Annotated in this window: 17 protein-coding genes and 1 pseudogene; 5 read left to right on the forward strand and 13 right to left on the reverse strand. The window is 44.5% G+C overall.

Going from position 1 to position 16224, the window contains the following annotated elements; genetic code table 11:
* Positions 1-175: 175 nt before the first annotated feature.
* The 10 genes from QQK89_RS18475 to QQK89_RS18520 all read right to left on the reverse strand — a co-directional run bounded on the left by QQK89_RS18475 (position 176) and on the right by QQK89_RS18520 (position 9995).
* Positions 176-1102: an alpha/beta hydrolase family protein gene (locus tag QQK89_RS18475; RefSeq protein ID WP_284240111.1), complete on the reverse strand. Its 927-nt coding sequence runs from the start codon at positions 1100-1102 to the stop codon at positions 176-178.
* A gap of 18 nt (positions 1103-1120) precedes the next feature.
* The gene (locus tag QQK89_RS18480; RefSeq protein ID WP_284240112.1) at positions 1121-1852 is read right to left on the reverse strand and encodes an NADAR family protein; all 732 of its coding nucleotides are present in this window, start codon (positions 1850-1852) and stop codon (positions 1121-1123) included.
* Positions 1853-1978: 126 nt separating this feature from the next.
* A complete protein-coding gene (locus tag QQK89_RS18485; protein ID WP_284240113.1) occupies positions 1979-2533 on the reverse strand; it encodes a 2'-5' RNA ligase family protein in 555 nt (184 codons plus the stop codon).
* A gap of 470 nt (positions 2534-3003) precedes the next feature.
* The gene (locus tag QQK89_RS18490) at positions 3004-3387 is read right to left on the reverse strand and encodes a hypothetical protein (RefSeq protein ID WP_284240114.1); all 384 of its coding nucleotides are present in this window, start codon (positions 3385-3387) and stop codon (positions 3004-3006) included.
* Between the two features lie 72 nt (positions 3388-3459).
* A complete protein-coding gene (locus QQK89_RS18495; RefSeq protein WP_284240115.1) occupies positions 3460-3885 on the reverse strand; it encodes a hypothetical protein in 426 nt (141 codons plus the stop codon).
* Between the two features lie 311 nt (positions 3886-4196).
* Positions 4197-4760 (reverse strand): DMP19 family protein, encoded by a 564-nt coding sequence (locus QQK89_RS18500; RefSeq protein WP_284240116.1) that lies wholly within the window; start codon positions 4758-4760, stop codon positions 4197-4199.
* Between the two features lie 185 nt (positions 4761-4945).
* On the reverse strand, positions 4946-5575 hold the full coding sequence (locus tag QQK89_RS18505; protein WP_284240117.1) for a hypothetical protein: 630 nt from the start codon (positions 5573-5575) through the stop codon (positions 4946-4948).
* A 338-nt stretch (positions 5576-5913) separates the two neighbouring features.
* Entirely contained in the window at positions 5914-7791 is a 1878-nt protein-coding gene (locus QQK89_RS18510) for an ABC transporter ATP-binding protein (RefSeq protein WP_284240118.1), read from the reverse strand.
* A complete protein-coding gene (locus QQK89_RS18515; protein ID WP_284240119.1) occupies positions 7788-9515 on the reverse strand; it encodes an ABC transporter ATP-binding protein in 1728 nt (575 codons plus the stop codon). Before QQK89_RS18515 ends, QQK89_RS18510 begins: the two co-directional genes overlap by 4 nt.
* 3 nt (positions 9516-9518) lie before the next feature.
* The gene (locus QQK89_RS18520; protein ID WP_284240120.1) at positions 9519-9995 is read right to left on the reverse strand and encodes a MarR family winged helix-turn-helix transcriptional regulator; all 477 of its coding nucleotides are present in this window, start codon (positions 9993-9995) and stop codon (positions 9519-9521) included.
* Between the two features lie 286 nt (positions 9996-10281).
* Here QQK89_RS18520 and QQK89_RS18525 point away from each other — a divergent pair, with 286 nt between their 5' ends.
* Together QQK89_RS18525 and QQK89_RS18530 are read left to right on the forward strand one after the other, a co-directional pair.
* The gene (locus QQK89_RS18525; RefSeq protein ID WP_284240121.1) at positions 10282-10767 is read left to right on the forward strand and encodes a C40 family peptidase; all 486 of its coding nucleotides are present in this window, start codon (positions 10282-10284) and stop codon (positions 10765-10767) included.
* A 116-nt stretch (positions 10768-10883) separates the two neighbouring features.
* Positions 10884-11387 carry a GNAT family N-acetyltransferase gene (locus QQK89_RS18530; RefSeq protein WP_284240122.1) on the forward strand — a complete coding sequence of 168 codons (504 nt, stop codon included), beginning with the start codon at positions 10884-10886 and terminating at the stop codon, positions 11385-11387.
* Between the two features lie 97 nt (positions 11388-11484).
* Here QQK89_RS18530 and QQK89_RS18535 read toward each other — a convergent pair whose 3' ends face one another.
* Positions 11485-12414, reverse strand: coding sequence for a manganese-dependent inorganic pyrophosphatase (locus tag QQK89_RS18535; protein ID WP_284240123.1), 930 nt, complete (start codon positions 12412-12414; stop codon positions 11485-11487).
* Between the two features lie 104 nt (positions 12415-12518).
* Positions 12519-13379: an SDR family NAD(P)-dependent oxidoreductase gene (locus QQK89_RS18540; RefSeq protein WP_284240124.1), complete on the reverse strand. Its 861-nt coding sequence runs from the start codon at positions 13377-13379 to the stop codon at positions 12519-12521.
* A gap of 84 nt (positions 13380-13463) precedes the next feature.
* Between QQK89_RS18540 and QQK89_RS18545 the strand changes: the two genes are divergently transcribed.
* Positions 13464-13817 carry a MerR family transcriptional regulator gene (locus tag QQK89_RS18545; protein ID WP_284240125.1) on the forward strand — a complete coding sequence of 118 codons (354 nt, stop codon included), beginning with the start codon at positions 13464-13466 and terminating at the stop codon, positions 13815-13817.
* Between the two features lie 100 nt (positions 13818-13917).
* Positions 13918-14694: a Cof-type HAD-IIB family hydrolase gene (locus QQK89_RS18550; protein ID WP_284240126.1), complete on the forward strand. Its 777-nt coding sequence runs from the start codon at positions 13918-13920 to the stop codon at positions 14692-14694.
* 400 nt (positions 14695-15094) lie between these two features.
* On the opposite strand, the pseudogene QQK89_RS18555 reads toward QQK89_RS18550, so the two are convergent.
* A pseudogene (locus QQK89_RS18555) lies at positions 15095-15166 on the reverse strand (transcriptional regulator); the annotation flags it as partial.
* A gap of 169 nt (positions 15167-15335) precedes the next feature.
* Between QQK89_RS18555 and QQK89_RS18560 the strand changes: the two are divergent.
* Positions 15336-16217 carry a VOC family protein gene (locus QQK89_RS18560; protein ID WP_284240127.1) on the forward strand — a complete coding sequence of 294 codons (882 nt, stop codon included), beginning with the start codon at positions 15336-15338 and terminating at the stop codon, positions 16215-16217.
* Positions 16218-16224 lie beyond the last annotated feature (7 nt).

Below are 16224 nucleotides of genomic sequence, written 5' to 3' on the forward strand. Positions count from 1 at the left end.
CTCGCCTTCTCCTTTAATTCCAAAAGCTTAAGTTTCGATTTGGATATTTTACCCATGCGAGCATTTTGCTATCCAGAATCGCTATACGACAAAATGGAAGGTCGTTCCCGAGAATGAGATCACCAGTTGTTCTACGCCTTAAGTTGTTAGTGTTATCACGCAAACTTAACGATTCTTATTTAGACAATATCCATTCTGCGATATCCTCTAACACAGACCCGTCCACGTCTTGTGGGATGTTATATTCATTCCAAATGTCTTTCAACGTGCCAAACGCGGCTTTCATAAACAAATGGTTCAAACCGGGATAAAGCTTGAATGTGACATCGGGATAGTCTTTTAACAACTCCCGGTATCGATTGAAATCTTTTTCAACCGAAACCTGTACATCCTTATCGCCCTGTGCGATAAAAATCGGTTTTTTCTTAGTTGATACATAATCCTTAAGAGGATGTTGATTCATTTCTTTAAAATACCAAGCGTAAACAGAACCAAACAAAACAGTCTGCTGCGCCTTCTCGACCGTCATTCCAGTTATAGCATCGAACTTGTTTTGCAAATCTTTTACCTGCATTAAGGCGATCTCTTGCTGGGATGCATCAAGCTGTTTGATTGCATCTTCATTTTGGTTGAGGATAACTTCTTCAAGCGTTCGCGGTGTGCCAGCCAAGATGATTAATCCTGCCACATCCCCGCCTTCCTCATCAATTCTGGGAGCAAGCATCCCGCCTAAACTGTGTCCAATAATGAAAATGCGGGTTGCATCTACGCGGGGATCGTTTTTCAGCAAATTGATAGCCGCACAGGCGTCCTCTATGACCTCTTCTTTGACCGAAAGTTTGCCGTCGAGTTCTTGAAGCATCTCCTTGCCATAAGCAAAGGTGCGCTTGTCATAACGAATTGATGCAATCCCTAACCTTGCAAGTCCATCCGCAAGATCTCGAAAAACCTTGTTTGCGCCAATGGTTTCATCTTTATCCAAAGCGCCTGAACCATGTACCAATACAACTGCTGGGACTTTTTCAGTATGAGAATCAGGCAACGTTAAAATTCCTTCCAAGGGATAGGCGGCGTTTGCCATAACCGTAATTTGTTCTATCATTTTTATCCTCCTAAAATATTATTCTTCATCCGTTTTATTTCTCATTTTTTCTCTTATTTGATTAGCTTCAACCCAAGCGTCAGGTAGTGTAAAGTAATCATCATATTCTTTTAAAGCTTCGGGAGTTTGTTTCTTTCTCCACTCCCATAAATAAGATAAATATTCTTCACCTATACCCATTCTCCATCCAATGCTAAAGGGATGAATGTCTGGAAAGACTATCCATTGAGGAAGTAAGAACTCAGGCTCATAATCTTCCATACTATCTCTAATGTTCATTAACAAACTACCTAACCTATTTTCCCCTTGCCCGTTACCGCCATCTCCCCAGAATGAATCATTAATTGTATGTTCAAAAATGACACAATCACCAGTAGATAAAAGAATAGATTTTACATTTGGATGTTGTTCTATTTTAGCAAGAAGTGCTTCCCGCATAATGCTAACTTTACACTCTTCCCAATCTTTGCGGAGTGGTTTATTTCTATCTCTTCCTAGCCGTGCAGCATCCATTGGAGTACTCGCTAAACGTATTTCATCTTCATGAATGGTACCTACAAATTTTTGAGCTTGAAAATAGTGTTCCGTTGTTGGCCATTCTTTGTTCTGTAACGTAATTTGGTGTTTTGAAAAATTCGAAAAACAACCATATGGCTTGTCAGTTTCATAAAAATTGATTATTTTTTTATCCGCATTTGTGCTTAAAAGGTTCCTTTTAATATCTTCCATCCATTTAGAAAGTTCATCCAAATGATCTCCTCCAAACTTAGCTCGGTAGTTTCCAAGTTTTGTCCTTTAGCCCAATAAAAAGGCAGCTACCGCTGTAGCAACTGCTCTCTGGATGACTGAACAATTATCTCTCTTTAATGATCTAAATTAGAACAACTTGCCAAGTTTAATATCTTCAACAGGTGCGTTTGTTTTGATATTAAATACCCGCACGAATGTTACATCGAAGCTTGGGTAAGGAGATAATGCTTCTTTCGCAGCCAATTTCATTTCTATAATTTCTGCTTCATTCATGCCCCATTTTGTTTGACCCAAAGTCAAATGCGGAATGAAGTGATCCAACTCTATATGCCTTTCAATAAGCTCGGGTGGTGGGGAAACCGCATCTACCAAGTTCTTATGCAGATCATATATTTCATTCGATTCAACGCTAAGGAAAGTAACCGCTGTTCCGAATGTTGCTGGTTCTGACAAAGTTAACTGGAAGATTGGAAATGATGAACAAGCTTCTCTTACTTTTTCAAGCCAATTCATATCTTCCGTAAGTCCACTTTTGGCTTTAATCGTAATATGGGGCTCCACAGGTTCCCTAAAGCCATTATCATCCCATCGATTTCGAAATGTATTGGACCATTTATTTCTAAATACCGAAATTTGTTCTTTATAATCTTCAGGTGGAACGATTCCTATGAAAAAATCCATATTTACACCCTGGAAATACATTTTCATGTAACTTTAAGCTTTTCATCGATCAGCTCGATTCCCCTCACTGTTGAATTTTGAGTCGATGTATTTCGCGATTTAATTGCCATTGTCAACGACGCGTACCCTTGAATTTTTTCATCAGGTTAAAAACCAAGTAAATAACACTTGTACAAAGCAAGAAAATTCTATCATGTTTGATATTAAACGCGGTATTACTTCCACTGAAAATATATTCATTGTAGAAGAAATGATTTCCAAGAATATAAGAACGTCCTGAAGCATCCATAACAATTTTACTAGCGTTAAGATCAACTAACAAACATGCCAAGATATAAGCGAACAGCAGAACTGCCATTACTAATATTATTTTATATTTTATAATGATCTCTCCCCAAAATTTAAGAATAATTTCCCGGAAAATAAACGTTAATTAATTTAATAAGCAGCAGTAACTCCTCCCGTTATAGTTAGCTCAACGATTCTTCGGATATAAAAAATCCATCTGGATAGTTCTCGTCTTCCTCAACATCTACATCAGGGTAGCGATTAAAGACCGATTGAAAATGATCGTGTTCGATTAAATGGTCGATTAATTGCTCAATTCTTTCCCTGCTTATAATATCAATCAACACCATGTTGCTGGACCAAAAATATGCGCCGTTCATGCATTCACCGGTTTGTATATTCTTTTGTCTCAACGTATCGATATTCTGGTAAGTAAAAAAACTGGCCATCCATTTAGATCGATCAGGAAAAACAACAATAACATCTGAATTATTATCCTTACAATCCCATGAGCCTACAGGCCATATCTCAGCTTCTACCCATATATAACGCTTCAAGAAGTTCATAGCCAGTCTCCTGTATTTTGGTTGTATTTCAGCTACCGTCTCCAGTTAGCTTAATCAGTAGACACATGTATTTTATTCAAATAACCATTTTATTTCTGTTGAGCCGATGTCTTTTTCAGCTATCACTGGTGTTTTCTTAGCATCACCTAATTTTTCAATGCGCAAGTGAAATGGTTTAAGCATCTCTTCCCAACTGCTAGGAGTCGATAAGTTTGAAGCAGCATGGCTGAGATAATCAATAACAATTTGTTTCAATTGTTCACTGCTTATTTGACTCGGGTCGTATTCAATTCCAACTTTATATAATTTCTCTTTGGGGTCGGCAGCAAAGCCAGTTAAAAGTATGCCAGGGTGTTTATCCATTTGTTTTATACTTTCGGACAACTTATCACTGACTTCAGGAAAAGTATCCTTTTTGCTTCCTCCTTGGCAGCCCGCAATAATTGTAACGGACACAATCATAACTATTAGCATTTGAAAAGTACGTAGCAAGTTCATCCTCATCACCTTTTTCAGCGTAATTGTTTGGTATTTATATGACGAAATATGGTAACTAAAGTTGCGCTATCCAGCCCGTTACTTCATAGAAAACGGCAGCTGACCATCAAGCCAGCTGCCGTCGTGTTATATTGAGATATCTTACCTCTTTAGCTTAACTTTTTTATTAAAAACACTTCTTCGTTTCTGTGGCTCTCGGCTCTACAAAACAGCGCATAAAAAAATTATGGATAGTGAGCATAAAACACCTACAAATATCAAAGACCAATTGCTCCCTGAATTGCTGGACTAACGTTCTCCGTATAGTTGAACTATTGACCTAAGTAACGAATTAAACCAACTTTGTTCACATCCAAATAATGAAATAAATTATCAAATATATTGTCGTTGTCTCGGTAAAGGTATAGGTAATCAGCTTGAGAGCTTATTTCATTTAATACTTCGGCTAAATCATCACCATGAATATCTGAAGAATACGTAACCTGATATAACGATGACTCGTTTACATTCTCTCTTAATCTAATTGGGGTAATTCCATTTGAAATTAATAAGCGTTTAATATTATTTATTATTTCAAAGTCGTCGGTTGCACCAATACGGAACAATGTCTGAATCGTTTCTTCAAAATAGTTACCTGTTGAATTCTCTATAAAACCGATTATTCCGTTCATTTGGAGTTCGATATCAAAGTCCAAAATCAATAATATATCTTGCAATACAATTGGAAGTTGAATAAAAACTTCTTTCTCACGGAGCTTCGTATAATCTCTTTCATACATATTACTTGCGATATGTTCGATAATGGCCACTGATGTTAAAGTATTCAGGTCTAGTTCTGATAATAAACTCCTGACAAGCTCTTTGATATCCTCCATGTTTCGCCTCACCAACTTATGAAAATCCTACCTAATTTGAATATTACCATATTAAAGCCATTATACATTAAACCACTAACTCCATAATCTTCTGCCCTTTAAGCAACCGGAGGTAACGCGCCGACTGCAGTCGTATTGTTAAGCTAAAGTTCGCCGTTAGCATAAGTTTGCCTCTTGTACAGATATTATCTCAAGTGTTCCGGTCTTCTTTCTATTGCAATCATCATTACATCAATCTCGGTCTCTGTCAGATTCATGAATTCCAAATTTTTAATTTTATTGTTGTCAAAAATATTCTTTACCCGTTCTGAAACATACTGATTCAGGGTATACCCTCTTTTATCAGGGTTTTCCATGAACAAATCCGTCCCATCCCAAATATCATCCTTAAAATAGCTACCTTTAAATCTAGGGAAATGCCCCCCAGGATATTCCTTGTACACAATTTCACTGCGGGAGTAATCGAGTGGATTGCATCTGCCTGTAATGGAAACTCCAGAATAATTAGGAATGATTTCATCATTTTTTCCGTAGAAGGTTATTCTGAACGTTTCCCAGCCAGTAATCTGGTTTTCGATGAACGCTTCAATAATCGAATCGTGTAGCAATAAGGAAAAACCGGTATGTATGGCAAGCGCCGGTGTGTATGTACCCCTCATATGTCTAACTTCAATAATTTCAGAAGGCTTTATAGCACCACGTAACAAGGCGCAGGAATATTCAAAATCGGCTTTAATACCTGCCTTAAAAGGTCTTGTTGAGTGTACATCAGAACATTCGTATAACTTATCGTAATCTGGTAAGTAAGGGGACATTTACTTCTTCCTCTCCATGTTTCTGAAACTTATTCGTTAGTCCAATTTAGTTATCCTGCCCGCTAGCTCAATAGTAAAAGATCAAAAATCCAAAAAAAAGAGAAAGCGCAAATCACGCTTTCTCTTCCCACGCCCTCTCCCCCCAATAGCCATTAAGGGGAGGAGGCTTTGCTATGGCATTTGTGGTAAATGGGATGGAGGGTTTGTATCTGCTGGAGGAGTGTAACGTTCGCCTTTATCATTCTGAATAATCATTAGTTTAACAAGTTCAATATTCAGAATGATAACCGCGGCCGGAAGGAGATACAAATCCGTAGTCCCTGCTCTACCACAACGCCCTAAACAGCCTCAATCGCTTTCCCCGTAAACTGGCTATTATACAAATCCGCATAGAAACCGCCCTGCTCCAGCAACTCTTCATGCGTGCCCTGCTCGATAATCGAGCCTTGGTTCATGACGAGAATGAGGTCGGCGTCGCGGATCGTCGACAGACGGTGGGCGATGACGAAGCTGGTTCGGCCTTCCATCAGATGGCCCATCGCCTTCTGAATGAAGACTTCAGTCCGAGTATCGACGCTGGAAGTCGCTTCATCCAGAATAAGAATGGACGGATCCGCCAGGATGGCGCGGGCAATAGTCAGCAATTGTTTTTGCCCTTGCGATATATTTGAAGCTTCTTCGTTCAGAATCGTGTCGTAACCGTCCGGCAACGTCCGGATGAAATGATCGGCGTGAGCCGCTTTCGCTGCATTCACGACATCCTCTTCCGTCGCGCCTTCACGCCCATAAGCGATATTATCGCGAATTGTTCCGTTGAAGAGCCAAGTATCTTGTAGAACCATCCCGAACATGCTGCGCAAATTGCTCCGTTTCAAATCCGTTATGTCTACGCCATCAATCTTAATTTTCCCGCCATTAAGCTCATAGAAGCGCATGAGCAGGTTAACGAGCGTTGTTTTACCGGCACCGGTTGGACCTACGATCGCAACGGTCTGTCCAGGCTTCACGTCAATGTTCATGTTCTCGATTAACGTTTTCTCAGCGGTATAACCGAAGTTGACATGATCAAACTGAACGGAACCGTTCGGACGAGTAAGGTTTTTCGCCGGATTCGCTTCCGGCACTTCTTCTTCCTCGTCCAGCAATTCAAAGACGCGTTCTGCGGAAGCAATCGTCGATTGAATGACGTTCGAGATATTAGCCAGCTGCGTAATCGGCCAAGTGAATTGTCTTGTGTATTGAATGAAAGCAAGAATATCCCCGACTTCAATCACGCGTCTCGTTACCAAGATACCGCCCACGATGCTGACGAAGACATACCCGATATTTCCGATGAAGCTCATGATCGGCATAATAATGCCGGAGATGAATTGAGCGCGCCAGCCGGCATCGTACAACTCATTATTCATCTTATCGAATTTCTCAATCGATTCGCGTTCGCGGCCGAAAGCTTTAACAATCTTGTGACCGGTGTACATCTCTTCAACGTGACCGTTCAATTTGCCAAGTTCCGCTTGCTGCTTCACGAAATATCTTTGCGAACGTTTGGCAATAACAGCGGTAGCCGCCAAGCTGATTGGAATGGTCAAGAACACAATAAGCGTCATCAGCGGGCTAATCGTAAGCATCATCACGATAATACCGACCAGCGTAATGACCGATGTAATCAGCTGGGTTAAGCTTTGCTGCAGCGTATTGGCGATATTGTCCACGTCGTTGACGACCCGGCTCAGAATTTCACCATTAGACTTCGAGTCAAAATATTTCAGAGGCAGCCGGTTGAACTTCGCGTTCACCTGCTTGCGCAAATCATAAACGGTATTTTGGGCTACGCCCGCCATCAAATATTGCTGAATGTAGCTGAATACGGAGCTGATGATGTACAGCACAACGAGAATCAGCAAAATCCGGTTAATCGAATCAAAATCAATCCCCGGCCCGCCGTTTGCCTTACCGTAAAAGCCTGTTGCCAGATCTGTCATGGCATGACCCATGATTTTCGGACTCACGATGCTGAACACGGTACTGAGGATCGCAGTTAACAGAACGAGCAACAGCTTCGTTTGATGTGGCTTCAAATAAGCCATTAAGCGGAACAACGTTCCTTTAAAGTTCTTCGCCTTCTGAACAGGCATCCCGAATCCGCCTGGACCTCTGCCTGGACCGCCCGGTCCTCCAGGTCCGCCGGGACGGGCATTTCCTTTTGGCTGGCTCATGCAATCTCCTCCTCTGACAGCTGCGACGATACAATTTCCTTGTAGACGTCGCAAGTTTGCATAAGCTCTTTATGATTGCCGATGCCAGCGATTCTTCCTTCATCCAGCACGATAATCCGGTCGGCATCCATAACGGTGCTTACGCGCTGCGCAACCAGCATCACGGTTGCATTGCCGACTTCCGACTTCAGGGCAGCACGAAGCTTCGCGTCCGTCTTGAAGTCCAGCGCCGAGAAGCTGTCGTCAAACACGTAAACTTCCGGCCTTCTAACAAGCGCCCGCGCAATGGACAAACGTTGCTTCTGTCCGCCGGACACGTTATTGCCGCCTTGCGCGATCATGGAATCATAGCCTTGCTCCATCTTGCCCACAAATTCGGAAGCTTGGGCAATAGCGGCCGCATGCTTCACTTCTTCGTCAGACGCTTCTTCTTTGCCATAACGGATATTATCGGCTACCGTTCCCGTGAAGAGAACTGCCTTCTGAGGGACAAATCCGATCTTGTGGCGGAGATCCTCTTGCGACATGTCTTTAATGTCTACGCCGTCAATGATGATCTGCCCGGCATCCACATCGTAGAAACGCGGAATCAGGCTGACAAGCGTTGATTTACCCGCTCCGGTACCGCCAATAATAGCTGTTATCTCGCCAGGTCCGGCCTTGAACGAGATATCCGACAATGCTGGTTGCTCCGCACCCGGATAGCTGAATGTAACTCCGCGGAATTCCACATTTCCTTCTTTGCCGTTGTTTTTCTTCGTTACGGCTTTGTCGGACAACGTAGGTACCATTTCCAACACTTCATTAATACGGACAGCCGATGCCTGAGCGCGCGGAATCATAATAAGCATCATCGACATCATGAGAAGCGAGAACATAATCTGCATGCCGTATTGGATAAACGCCATCAGGGAACCAATCTCCATATTGCCATGATCGATTCGGATTCCGCCGATTGCGATAATAACAATAGTAGAAATGTTCATAATGAGCATCATTAGCGGCATCAATACCGCCATAATTTTGTTGACGCGTACCGCCGTATCCGTCAGATCCGCGTTAGCGGCATCAAATTTCTTGTTTTCATGATTGATGCGGTCAAACGAGCGGATAACGCGAATCCCCGTCAACCCTTCGCGAAGGACCAGGTTCAGCTTATCAATCTTCGTTTGCATCGCTTTGAAGAGCGGAATCCCTTTGCGGACAACGAGGAAGATTGCGCCTGCCAGCACCGGAATAACGACAACAAACACAAGCGACAGCTTGGCGTCTTTGGAGATCGCCATAATGATACCGCCGATACACATCATTGGCGCGGTAATCATCATCCGCAAGATCATGATCAACACTTGCTGAACTTGCGTAATATCGTTCGTCGTGCGGGTGATCAAGGAAGCGGTTCCGATCTTGTCAAACTCTTGCAGCGAGAAATTCTCAACATGCTTGAATACTTTCGTACGAACGTCACGACCAAACCCCATTGCCGATTTGGACGAGAAATAACTGGCCAGCACGGAGCATATACCGCCACCTGCCGCAACAAGCAGCATGTAGCCGCCGATTTTCCAAATATAAGATTTGTCGCCTACCGAGACCCCTTTATCCACAATATCCGCCATCAAGGTCGGCAAATATAAATCGGATAACGTCTGCAAGAAGACGAATAGCAATACCCCAACAACCAGAAGCCGGAAAGGCTTCAAATAGCGGAACAGTTTCAACATAAATTAATCATCTCCACCCGAATCGCTCTGATTCATTTGTTCGAAATAAGAAGTTGTCTTCTTAAGCAAGCGGATCAACTGCTCGGTATCCTCATCACCCAAGTAATCGGCAAGTCCGTTCATACGGTCCATAAATCCTTGCAAAGCTTTCTTGGCCGTTAACTCTCCTTCTTCTGTTAAGGATACCCGCACCGCTCTTCTATCTTTTGGATCTTCTTTCCGCGCGATGAGGCCCATCTCTTCCAACCGGTTAAGCATCTGTGTTACCGTTGGTGACGTTACGCGCAGAAACTTGCTTAAATCGGATACTTTGACCCCGTCTTTAGCAATGATGTCCATTCGTTTAATGACAACAAGCAGCCGAAGTTCGCTATGCTTCTGCTTCAGATCCACTTGCTGCTGGTTCCAGTTCACTTTGTTAAAATGCATGAACACTTCAATTAGTTTTCTCGCCGCGGTCTCTTCTCCACCGCCTAACATTTCATCACCTCATTTTATGTAAGCCACCAATTATTTTACCACTATTAATAATAGGCTACCTAATTATATTTCACCCTAAAGGCCCCCGTCAATATGAGGAGGCTTTTATGAGAGCGTTTCTTAACAGATTCTCATTATTTTTTCATAAAGATGAAAACCCTTAATAAAACCAGCTCTTTTTCTCTAATTGTAAAAAATTGTGTTGTTTCGGTTGTGTTATAGTAAATCCAGACAAAATGGAATTCCGAACGGAATGAATTTATCAACGAAAGGATACCATACAACCATGAAAAAACTTAAAGCATTCAAAAAAATAATGACGCTTAGCCTTCTAGCAACAATCGCCGCTTCGGCCTTTACACTTGGAACAACAACAAACCATGCAAATGCTGCAACAGCTAAAACGCTGGCTTTGATCAGCGAAGGCAAAAACTACTTAGGAGTCCCTTACCAATACGGTGCCCCAGTTGGCATTACATATGCTTTTGATTGCTCCTCCTTCACGAAATTCATGTTTGCCGGCCTCAAAGTAAACCTGCCGCGTACGGCAAGCGAGCAAGCAGCCGTTGGCAAAAAGGTTCCAAAAACCGAACTGAGCACAGGTGACCTGGTGTTCTTCCGTACAAACGGCATCAGCATCAGCCATGTTGCGATCTATGCCGGCTCCAAAAAAATTCTTCACAGCTCCACAAGCCAAGGCGTTACCGTATCCGACATGAGCAGCTCTTATTGGGCTAGCAAATACGTTACTGCACGTCGTGTAGTGAGCTAATATAATGAAACATCGAAATGGCTGGGCATAACGCTCAGCCATTTTTTTATTTACGGCGAAGGACTGCAGGCATGGCTCATGGAATATGTCAGGAAACACAATTGGGAGGGTTACCTTTGAAGATCAGAATTCTGAATGAACAAGATGCGGAACGTTGCCATGAGCTGCGGCTGCAATCCTTGCTCGACACCCCTGAGGCTTACCTTACGACGTATGAGCTTCAAGCAGCCAGACCGATTGAAGATATTCGGGAGCAGATCAGGCCGGAGGAAGACAAGTTCACGCTTGGAGCTTTTCAAGCGGATAAGCTAGTTGGCATGGTTACTTTCGTTAGAGAGAAGCGAACGAAAATCGTGCATAAAGGCAATCTTTACGCCATGTACGTTGCGCCCGAGATGCGCGGTCAAGGGATCGGCAAGCAGCTCGTAACGGAGCTGATCCGCAAAGCCTCCCTTCTGCCTGGCCTCGAGCAGATCCAGCTATCCGTCATTACGGATAATCCTTCGGCAAGAGCGCTGTACGCCAGCTGCGGATTCCAAGTCTACGGCGTTGAACGAAATGCCATGAAGGCCGGAGAACAATATTGGGATGAGGAAAAGATGGTGTTGTGGTTGAACTAAAAAGAGGTTGTCCCGCCAAGGGGACAACCTCTTTCTTCTATATAATAGCATTAGTTGCTCAAAGTTTCGGTCAGTGACCAGAAACTCTGAGCTGTTATTATTTGCTCAAAGTTTCGGTCAGTACCGGAACAATTTGCGATTTACGAGACACAACGCCTTTGAGAACCGCTTTGTTGTCTACCAGCGATACGTTGTAAGCTTGCTCCACCGCGTTAGCTTTGGCACCCAGCGCAAGAGCTACGGAATCGCTGTTCAGGATGTCGGTTACAACAAGTACGAACAGGTCGAGACCTTTTTTCGCAATAGTGTCGTTGATTGCCGCTTCCAGATCCGCTTGGCGAACCAGTACATCATTTGTATCAACCGCGTTAACTTGCGCGATCTCTACCTTTGCGCTGCCCATCGAGAATTCTTTCGCGTCAAGCGACAGAAGCTGCTCGATTGTTTTGTCGCGAAGATCCGCGCCGGCTTTCAGCATTTCCAGGCCGTAAACCTCAGCGTCAACGCCGGCGATTGCTGCCAGCTCGCGAGCTGCCGCAACGTCTTGCTCCGTGCAAGTTGGCGATTTGAACAGAAGGGAATCAGAGATAATAGCGGACAACATCAGGCCAGCGATTTCTTTGTCGATCGCAACGCCGTTTTCTTTGTACATTTTATTCAGGATTGTAGCCGTGCAGCCAACTGGCTCCGCACGGAAGTACAATGGCTGCGCCGTTTCAAAGTTAGCGATCCGGTGGTGATCGATTACTTCAACCACGCGTACTTGTTCAATATCGGAAACGCTTTGCTGGCGCTCGTTATGGTCGACCAGAATGACGTTATTCACTTCGCCTGCAACCGAGTCAACAAAACGGGGAGCCGCTGTATTGAAAGTATCTAGTGCATATTGCGTTTCTCCGTTAACATCGCCGAGGCGTACGGCTTCTACTTCGAAACCAAGCTTTGTTTTCAGATCAGCATAGGCAATCGCGGAGCAGATTGTATCTGTATCCGGATTTTTGTGCCCGAAAATCAATGTTTTTTCCATTGCGTGCATTCTCCTTATTTCCCAATTATAGAACCTCACATCATTATATCGCATAATGCGTCTAGTTCCTACTTCTTTACGGCGATTTAAGGTGCGAGTAATGGTTATCGAGCAAAGTTCAAACTAAACGCCCACAGCTCGTCCGCCTTCTCCTTGGTGTACTTGGCGGATAGCGGTACGATCTGTTGTTTCTCGTTGAACAACTGCCCGCTTACCTTCGCGAGCTTCGGATCCAGTGCCAATTCCATGCCAACCGGCTTATTTTTCTTGGACAATAGAAGTCCGGCAAGCGCACCGAGACGTTTCGCGAGCCACGAGGAGTCCGCTCCGTAGTTCGAATCCGTCACGTAGCCCGGATGGAACATATTTACCGTTACGCTTGTGTCCTTCAACTGCTCGCGGAGCGCAACCGTAAGCAGCACCTTGGCGACGAGGGATTGTCCAACGACCTTTAAACCGCTGTATTTGGTTCCATTATCGGTAGCAGTAGGCGTAGGCAGCTCAACTTTGCTATGGTTGATAAAAAACGGCAGCGCTCCAACGATGAGCACCCTCCCTTGCTCAGCCTGTTTCAACAGCGGAATCAGTTCGTTGATCAGCCAGAAATGGGACAAATAATTAACAACGAAATTTTGATCATGGTGCTCGCGGGTTAATTTCAGCTCATTGAACATCACCCCTGCCGCACTGACGAGAATATCGATAAACTCGTATTTGGCTTCCAGAACGCGACGGAAACCTCGAATCTCGTCCAGGGAGGACAGATCGATCGGGTAGAACGTTACATTGCCGTTCCCGGACTCCTTGATAATGTCGTCCCTTACTCGATTTCCTCTCGCTTTATCTCTGCCCAGCAGGATGACTTCAACCTTATTTTTCGCCAGATCCATGGCCGTTTTCTTTCCTACCCCCGACGTTCCGCCGGATACGACGGCAATTCGATGCTTATGTGGAATGTTATTCAATGGGTTCGACTCCTTTACATTAGGAAATGATATTCATTAATATAAAGGGTGGAGTTAACTCTACAGCAAGAGGAGATCACTTGAATGCCGGAACAGGAAAAATATTATTCGACCCGGGAAGCCGTAGAACTAACGGGGCTCCCCAAGGACACCTTGCGCTTTTACGAAAAAATCGGCATCCTCCAGCCCGTCGCCCGGGATTCCAATCATTATCGGAAGTATTCCCAGGACGACATCGATTGGATCCTGTTGGTGAAGTACCTTAGAGGAATCGGGATCGAAACCACGGCGTTTATCGGCGGTCAGCACACAAGTTATCGGGAACGATGCGAATATTTGGAGCAATACCAGGTCCGCGTCCAGAACGAAATCAAGGAGCTTCAGCGGATTAACGATTTGCTGAGCGACAAGATCGCGCTGTTAAGAACCTATTGGTGATTCTTCCAGCCTCCCGAGGCTTGCCTAATATCGGAATTCGATGGTATAGTACGTCCATATATAGATGATCCGTATATTTAGGAGAATGGGAGAGCTTGCTATGCCTTATAAAATTGCGTTCTTTGATATTGACGGCACGTTATTAGATGAAGAAAAACAAATCCCGCAGGATACGATCAACGCCATCCGCGAACTTCAAGCAAGCGGCGTCCCCGCTGTTATTGCTACGGGCCGGGCACCTTACTTTTTCGCTCCGATTGCCGAGCAGCTTGGCATTGATTCCTACGTCAGCCTTAACGGCGCGTACGTGGTGTACAAAGGCGAAGCGATCTACCGCCGCCCGATTCCGCGCGAAGACGTGGAGGCTTTGGTTAACCACGCCGCGACGCATAACCATACGCTAGTATTCGAAGGACATGATTCGTTCTACCGCAACACGGAATCCCATCCTCATGTCTTTAATTCCGTAGCTTCCCTTCGCGTTGCCCAGCCCGGCTTTGATCCGGAATTCTGGCAAAAGGAAGACGTGTATCAAATCTTCTTGCATTGTACCGCAGACGAAGAACATCTATACGGCGAAGCTAACCCGGCACTTCGGTTCATCCGTTGGCACGAGACCGCCATGGACGTTCTTACGAACGACGGCTCTAAAGCACAGGGGATTAAAGCGTTGCTGAAACTGCTTAATATTGCGCCTGAAGAAGCCGTTGCCTTCGGCGATGGCCTGAATGACAAAGAAATGCTGGAGGTTGTAGGCCTCGGCATCGCGATGGGCAATTCCCACGAGGAATTAATGCCATTCGCCAATTACATTACGACGCATGTAAGTGACAGCGGAATCCGCAAAGGTCTTGTACATGCCGGTCTTATTAAATAATAAGGTAGGGAGCCGTCTAAAAAGGTGATCGCTCACTGTAAAGATGGCTCGCATAATAGCACTGTAGGGGATTACCCTTGCAGTGCTATTTTTGCTCTTGCTGCTTTCTTCTCTTCACTTCCATAACCTGCATCTGTAATGATGGTTATCGGCAATTGGTCCCATCGTGTCATTTACATGACTTATGGGACAGCCCCTTCTTTTTTGTGCTAACGAAACGTAGTAACCATATTTGCAGAAAATCAGTCTTCTACAGAATCTAACGAAACCTGGTAACGTTAAATAGCTGATAAGAAGTCATAAGACGAGTAAATGCATCAAATAGCAATAAGAGGTTTCGTTAGATTTGAAAATGCGTTGATATCGAGCAAATAGCGTTACGTCGTTTCGTTAGCTTCCAATCCTTAAACCGTCGCACATCTAAATCTCTAGCGTGAGACCCAAAGCCTTGAATTTCTATCCCTCCTTTTGAGTCGTCGTCTTTTATTTTTTGTGCCTGATGCCACTAAATCTCACAACCGTGTATCGTATTCGCCTTATTATTCCAAACTAACCAAGGCGCAAACCCTAAACTTGACACCACTAAATATATATTTTATATTTATTTACGAAAAGTAACTGACAGAGAGGAGAACTTTATCATGTCCATAAGCATACACCCCGATACAACTTTAGGCGCTGTAAAGCTTAAAATCAGCGATCTGACACAGTCTCTCCGTTTTTACACTGAAGTCGTAGGCTTGCGGATTCTCGAAAAGACAGACGCTTCTGCCGCCTTAACGGCTGACGGCAAGACCGCTCTCGTATTGCTCGAGCAAATACCTGATGCCATTGTTGCTCCAGAGCGGAGAAGAACGACCGGTCTGTACCACTACGCCTTGCTTCTCCCTAATCGCAAAGAGCTGGGAATCGTACTTAAACGGCTTATTGCGCACCGCATTCCGCTTGGACAAGCCGATCACCTGGTTAGCGAAGCTTTGTACATCTCTGACCCTGACAATAACGGCATTGAAATTTATGCTGACCGGCCAAGATCGGAATGGAAACGCGACGCAAACGGCGATTATGAGATGGCGACCGATCCGGTAGACTGGGAAGGATTATTGCAGGAAGCCGGCGAAGAACCAATTACCAAAGGACTGCCGCCTGAAACCATTATGGGCCATGTCCATCTCCATACCGTCGGCATCGAGGAATCCAGAGCTTTTTATACAGGCTTGCTTGGCTTCGATGTTGTCGGCGATTACAAGCAAATGCGTGCCTTGTTCGTATCTGCCGGAGGTTATCATCACCATCTGGGACTGAACATTTGGGCAGGCATCGGCGCTCCCGCTCCATCGCCGCGTTCGACTGGCCTGGACTATTACACCATTGTGTATCCGGATTCCGGAACGTTATCCGCAGCGCTGGAACGTCTTCTGGCCGCGGGCATTGCCGTCGATCAGCAAGACGGCGAGGCTTACGTAACGGACCCGTCTAGCGTACGAATTAAACTTACCACCAAACTCGTTCACCAAAACTAAGATTATG

It is taken from the genome of Paenibacillus glycanilyticus (assembly GCF_030161375.1).
Classification (GTDB): domain Bacteria; phylum Bacillota; class Bacilli; order Paenibacillales; family Paenibacillaceae; genus Pristimantibacillus; species Pristimantibacillus glycanilyticus_B.

Coding starts and splice junctions, on each gene's coding strand:
- QQK89_RS18475 (WP_284240111.1), bottom strand. CDS start 1,102: ATGATAGAACAAATTACGGTTATGGCAAACGCCGCCTATCCCTTGGAA.
- QQK89_RS18485 (WP_284240113.1), bottom strand. CDS start 2,533: ATGGATTTTTTCATAGGAATCGTTCCACCTGAAGATTATAAAGAACAA.
- QQK89_RS18490 (WP_284240114.1), bottom strand. CDS start 3,387: ATGAACTTCTTGAAGCGTTATATATGGGTAGAAGCTGAGATATGGCCT.
- QQK89_RS18495 (WP_284240115.1), bottom strand. CDS start 3,885: ATGAACTTGCTACGTACTTTTCAAATGCTAATAGTTATGATTGTGTCC.
- QQK89_RS18500 (WP_284240116.1), bottom strand. CDS start 4,760: ATGGAGGATATCAAAGAGCTTGTCAGGAGTTTATTATCAGAACTAGAC.
- QQK89_RS18505 (WP_284240117.1), bottom strand. CDS start 5,575: ATGTCCCCTTACTTACCAGATTACGATAAGTTATACGAATGTTCTGAT.
- QQK89_RS18510 (WP_284240118.1), bottom strand. CDS start 7,791: ATGAGCCAGCCAAAAGGAAATGCCCGTCCCGGCGGACCTGGAGGACCG.
- QQK89_RS18515 (WP_284240119.1), bottom strand. CDS start 9,515: ATGTTGAAACTGTTCCGCTATTTGAAGCCTTTCCGGCTTCTGGTTGTT.
- QQK89_RS18520 (WP_284240120.1), bottom strand. CDS start 9,995: ATGTTAGGCGGTGGAGAAGAGACCGCGGCGAGAAAACTAATTGAAGTG.
- QQK89_RS18525 (WP_284240121.1), top strand. CDS start 10,282: ATGAAAAAACTTAAAGCATTCAAAAAAATAATGACGCTTAGCCTTCTA.
- QQK89_RS18535 (WP_284240123.1), bottom strand. CDS start 12,414: ATGGAAAAAACATTGATTTTCGGGCACAAAAATCCGGATACAGATACA.
- QQK89_RS18545 (WP_284240125.1), top strand. CDS start 13,464: ATGCCGGAACAGGAAAAATATTATTCGACCCGGGAAGCCGTAGAACTA.
- QQK89_RS18550 (WP_284240126.1), top strand. CDS start 13,918: ATGCCTTATAAAATTGCGTTCTTTGATATTGACGGCACGTTATTAGAT.
- QQK89_RS18560 (WP_284240127.1), top strand. CDS start 15,336: ATGTCCATAAGCATACACCCCGATACAACTTTAGGCGCTGTAAAGCTT.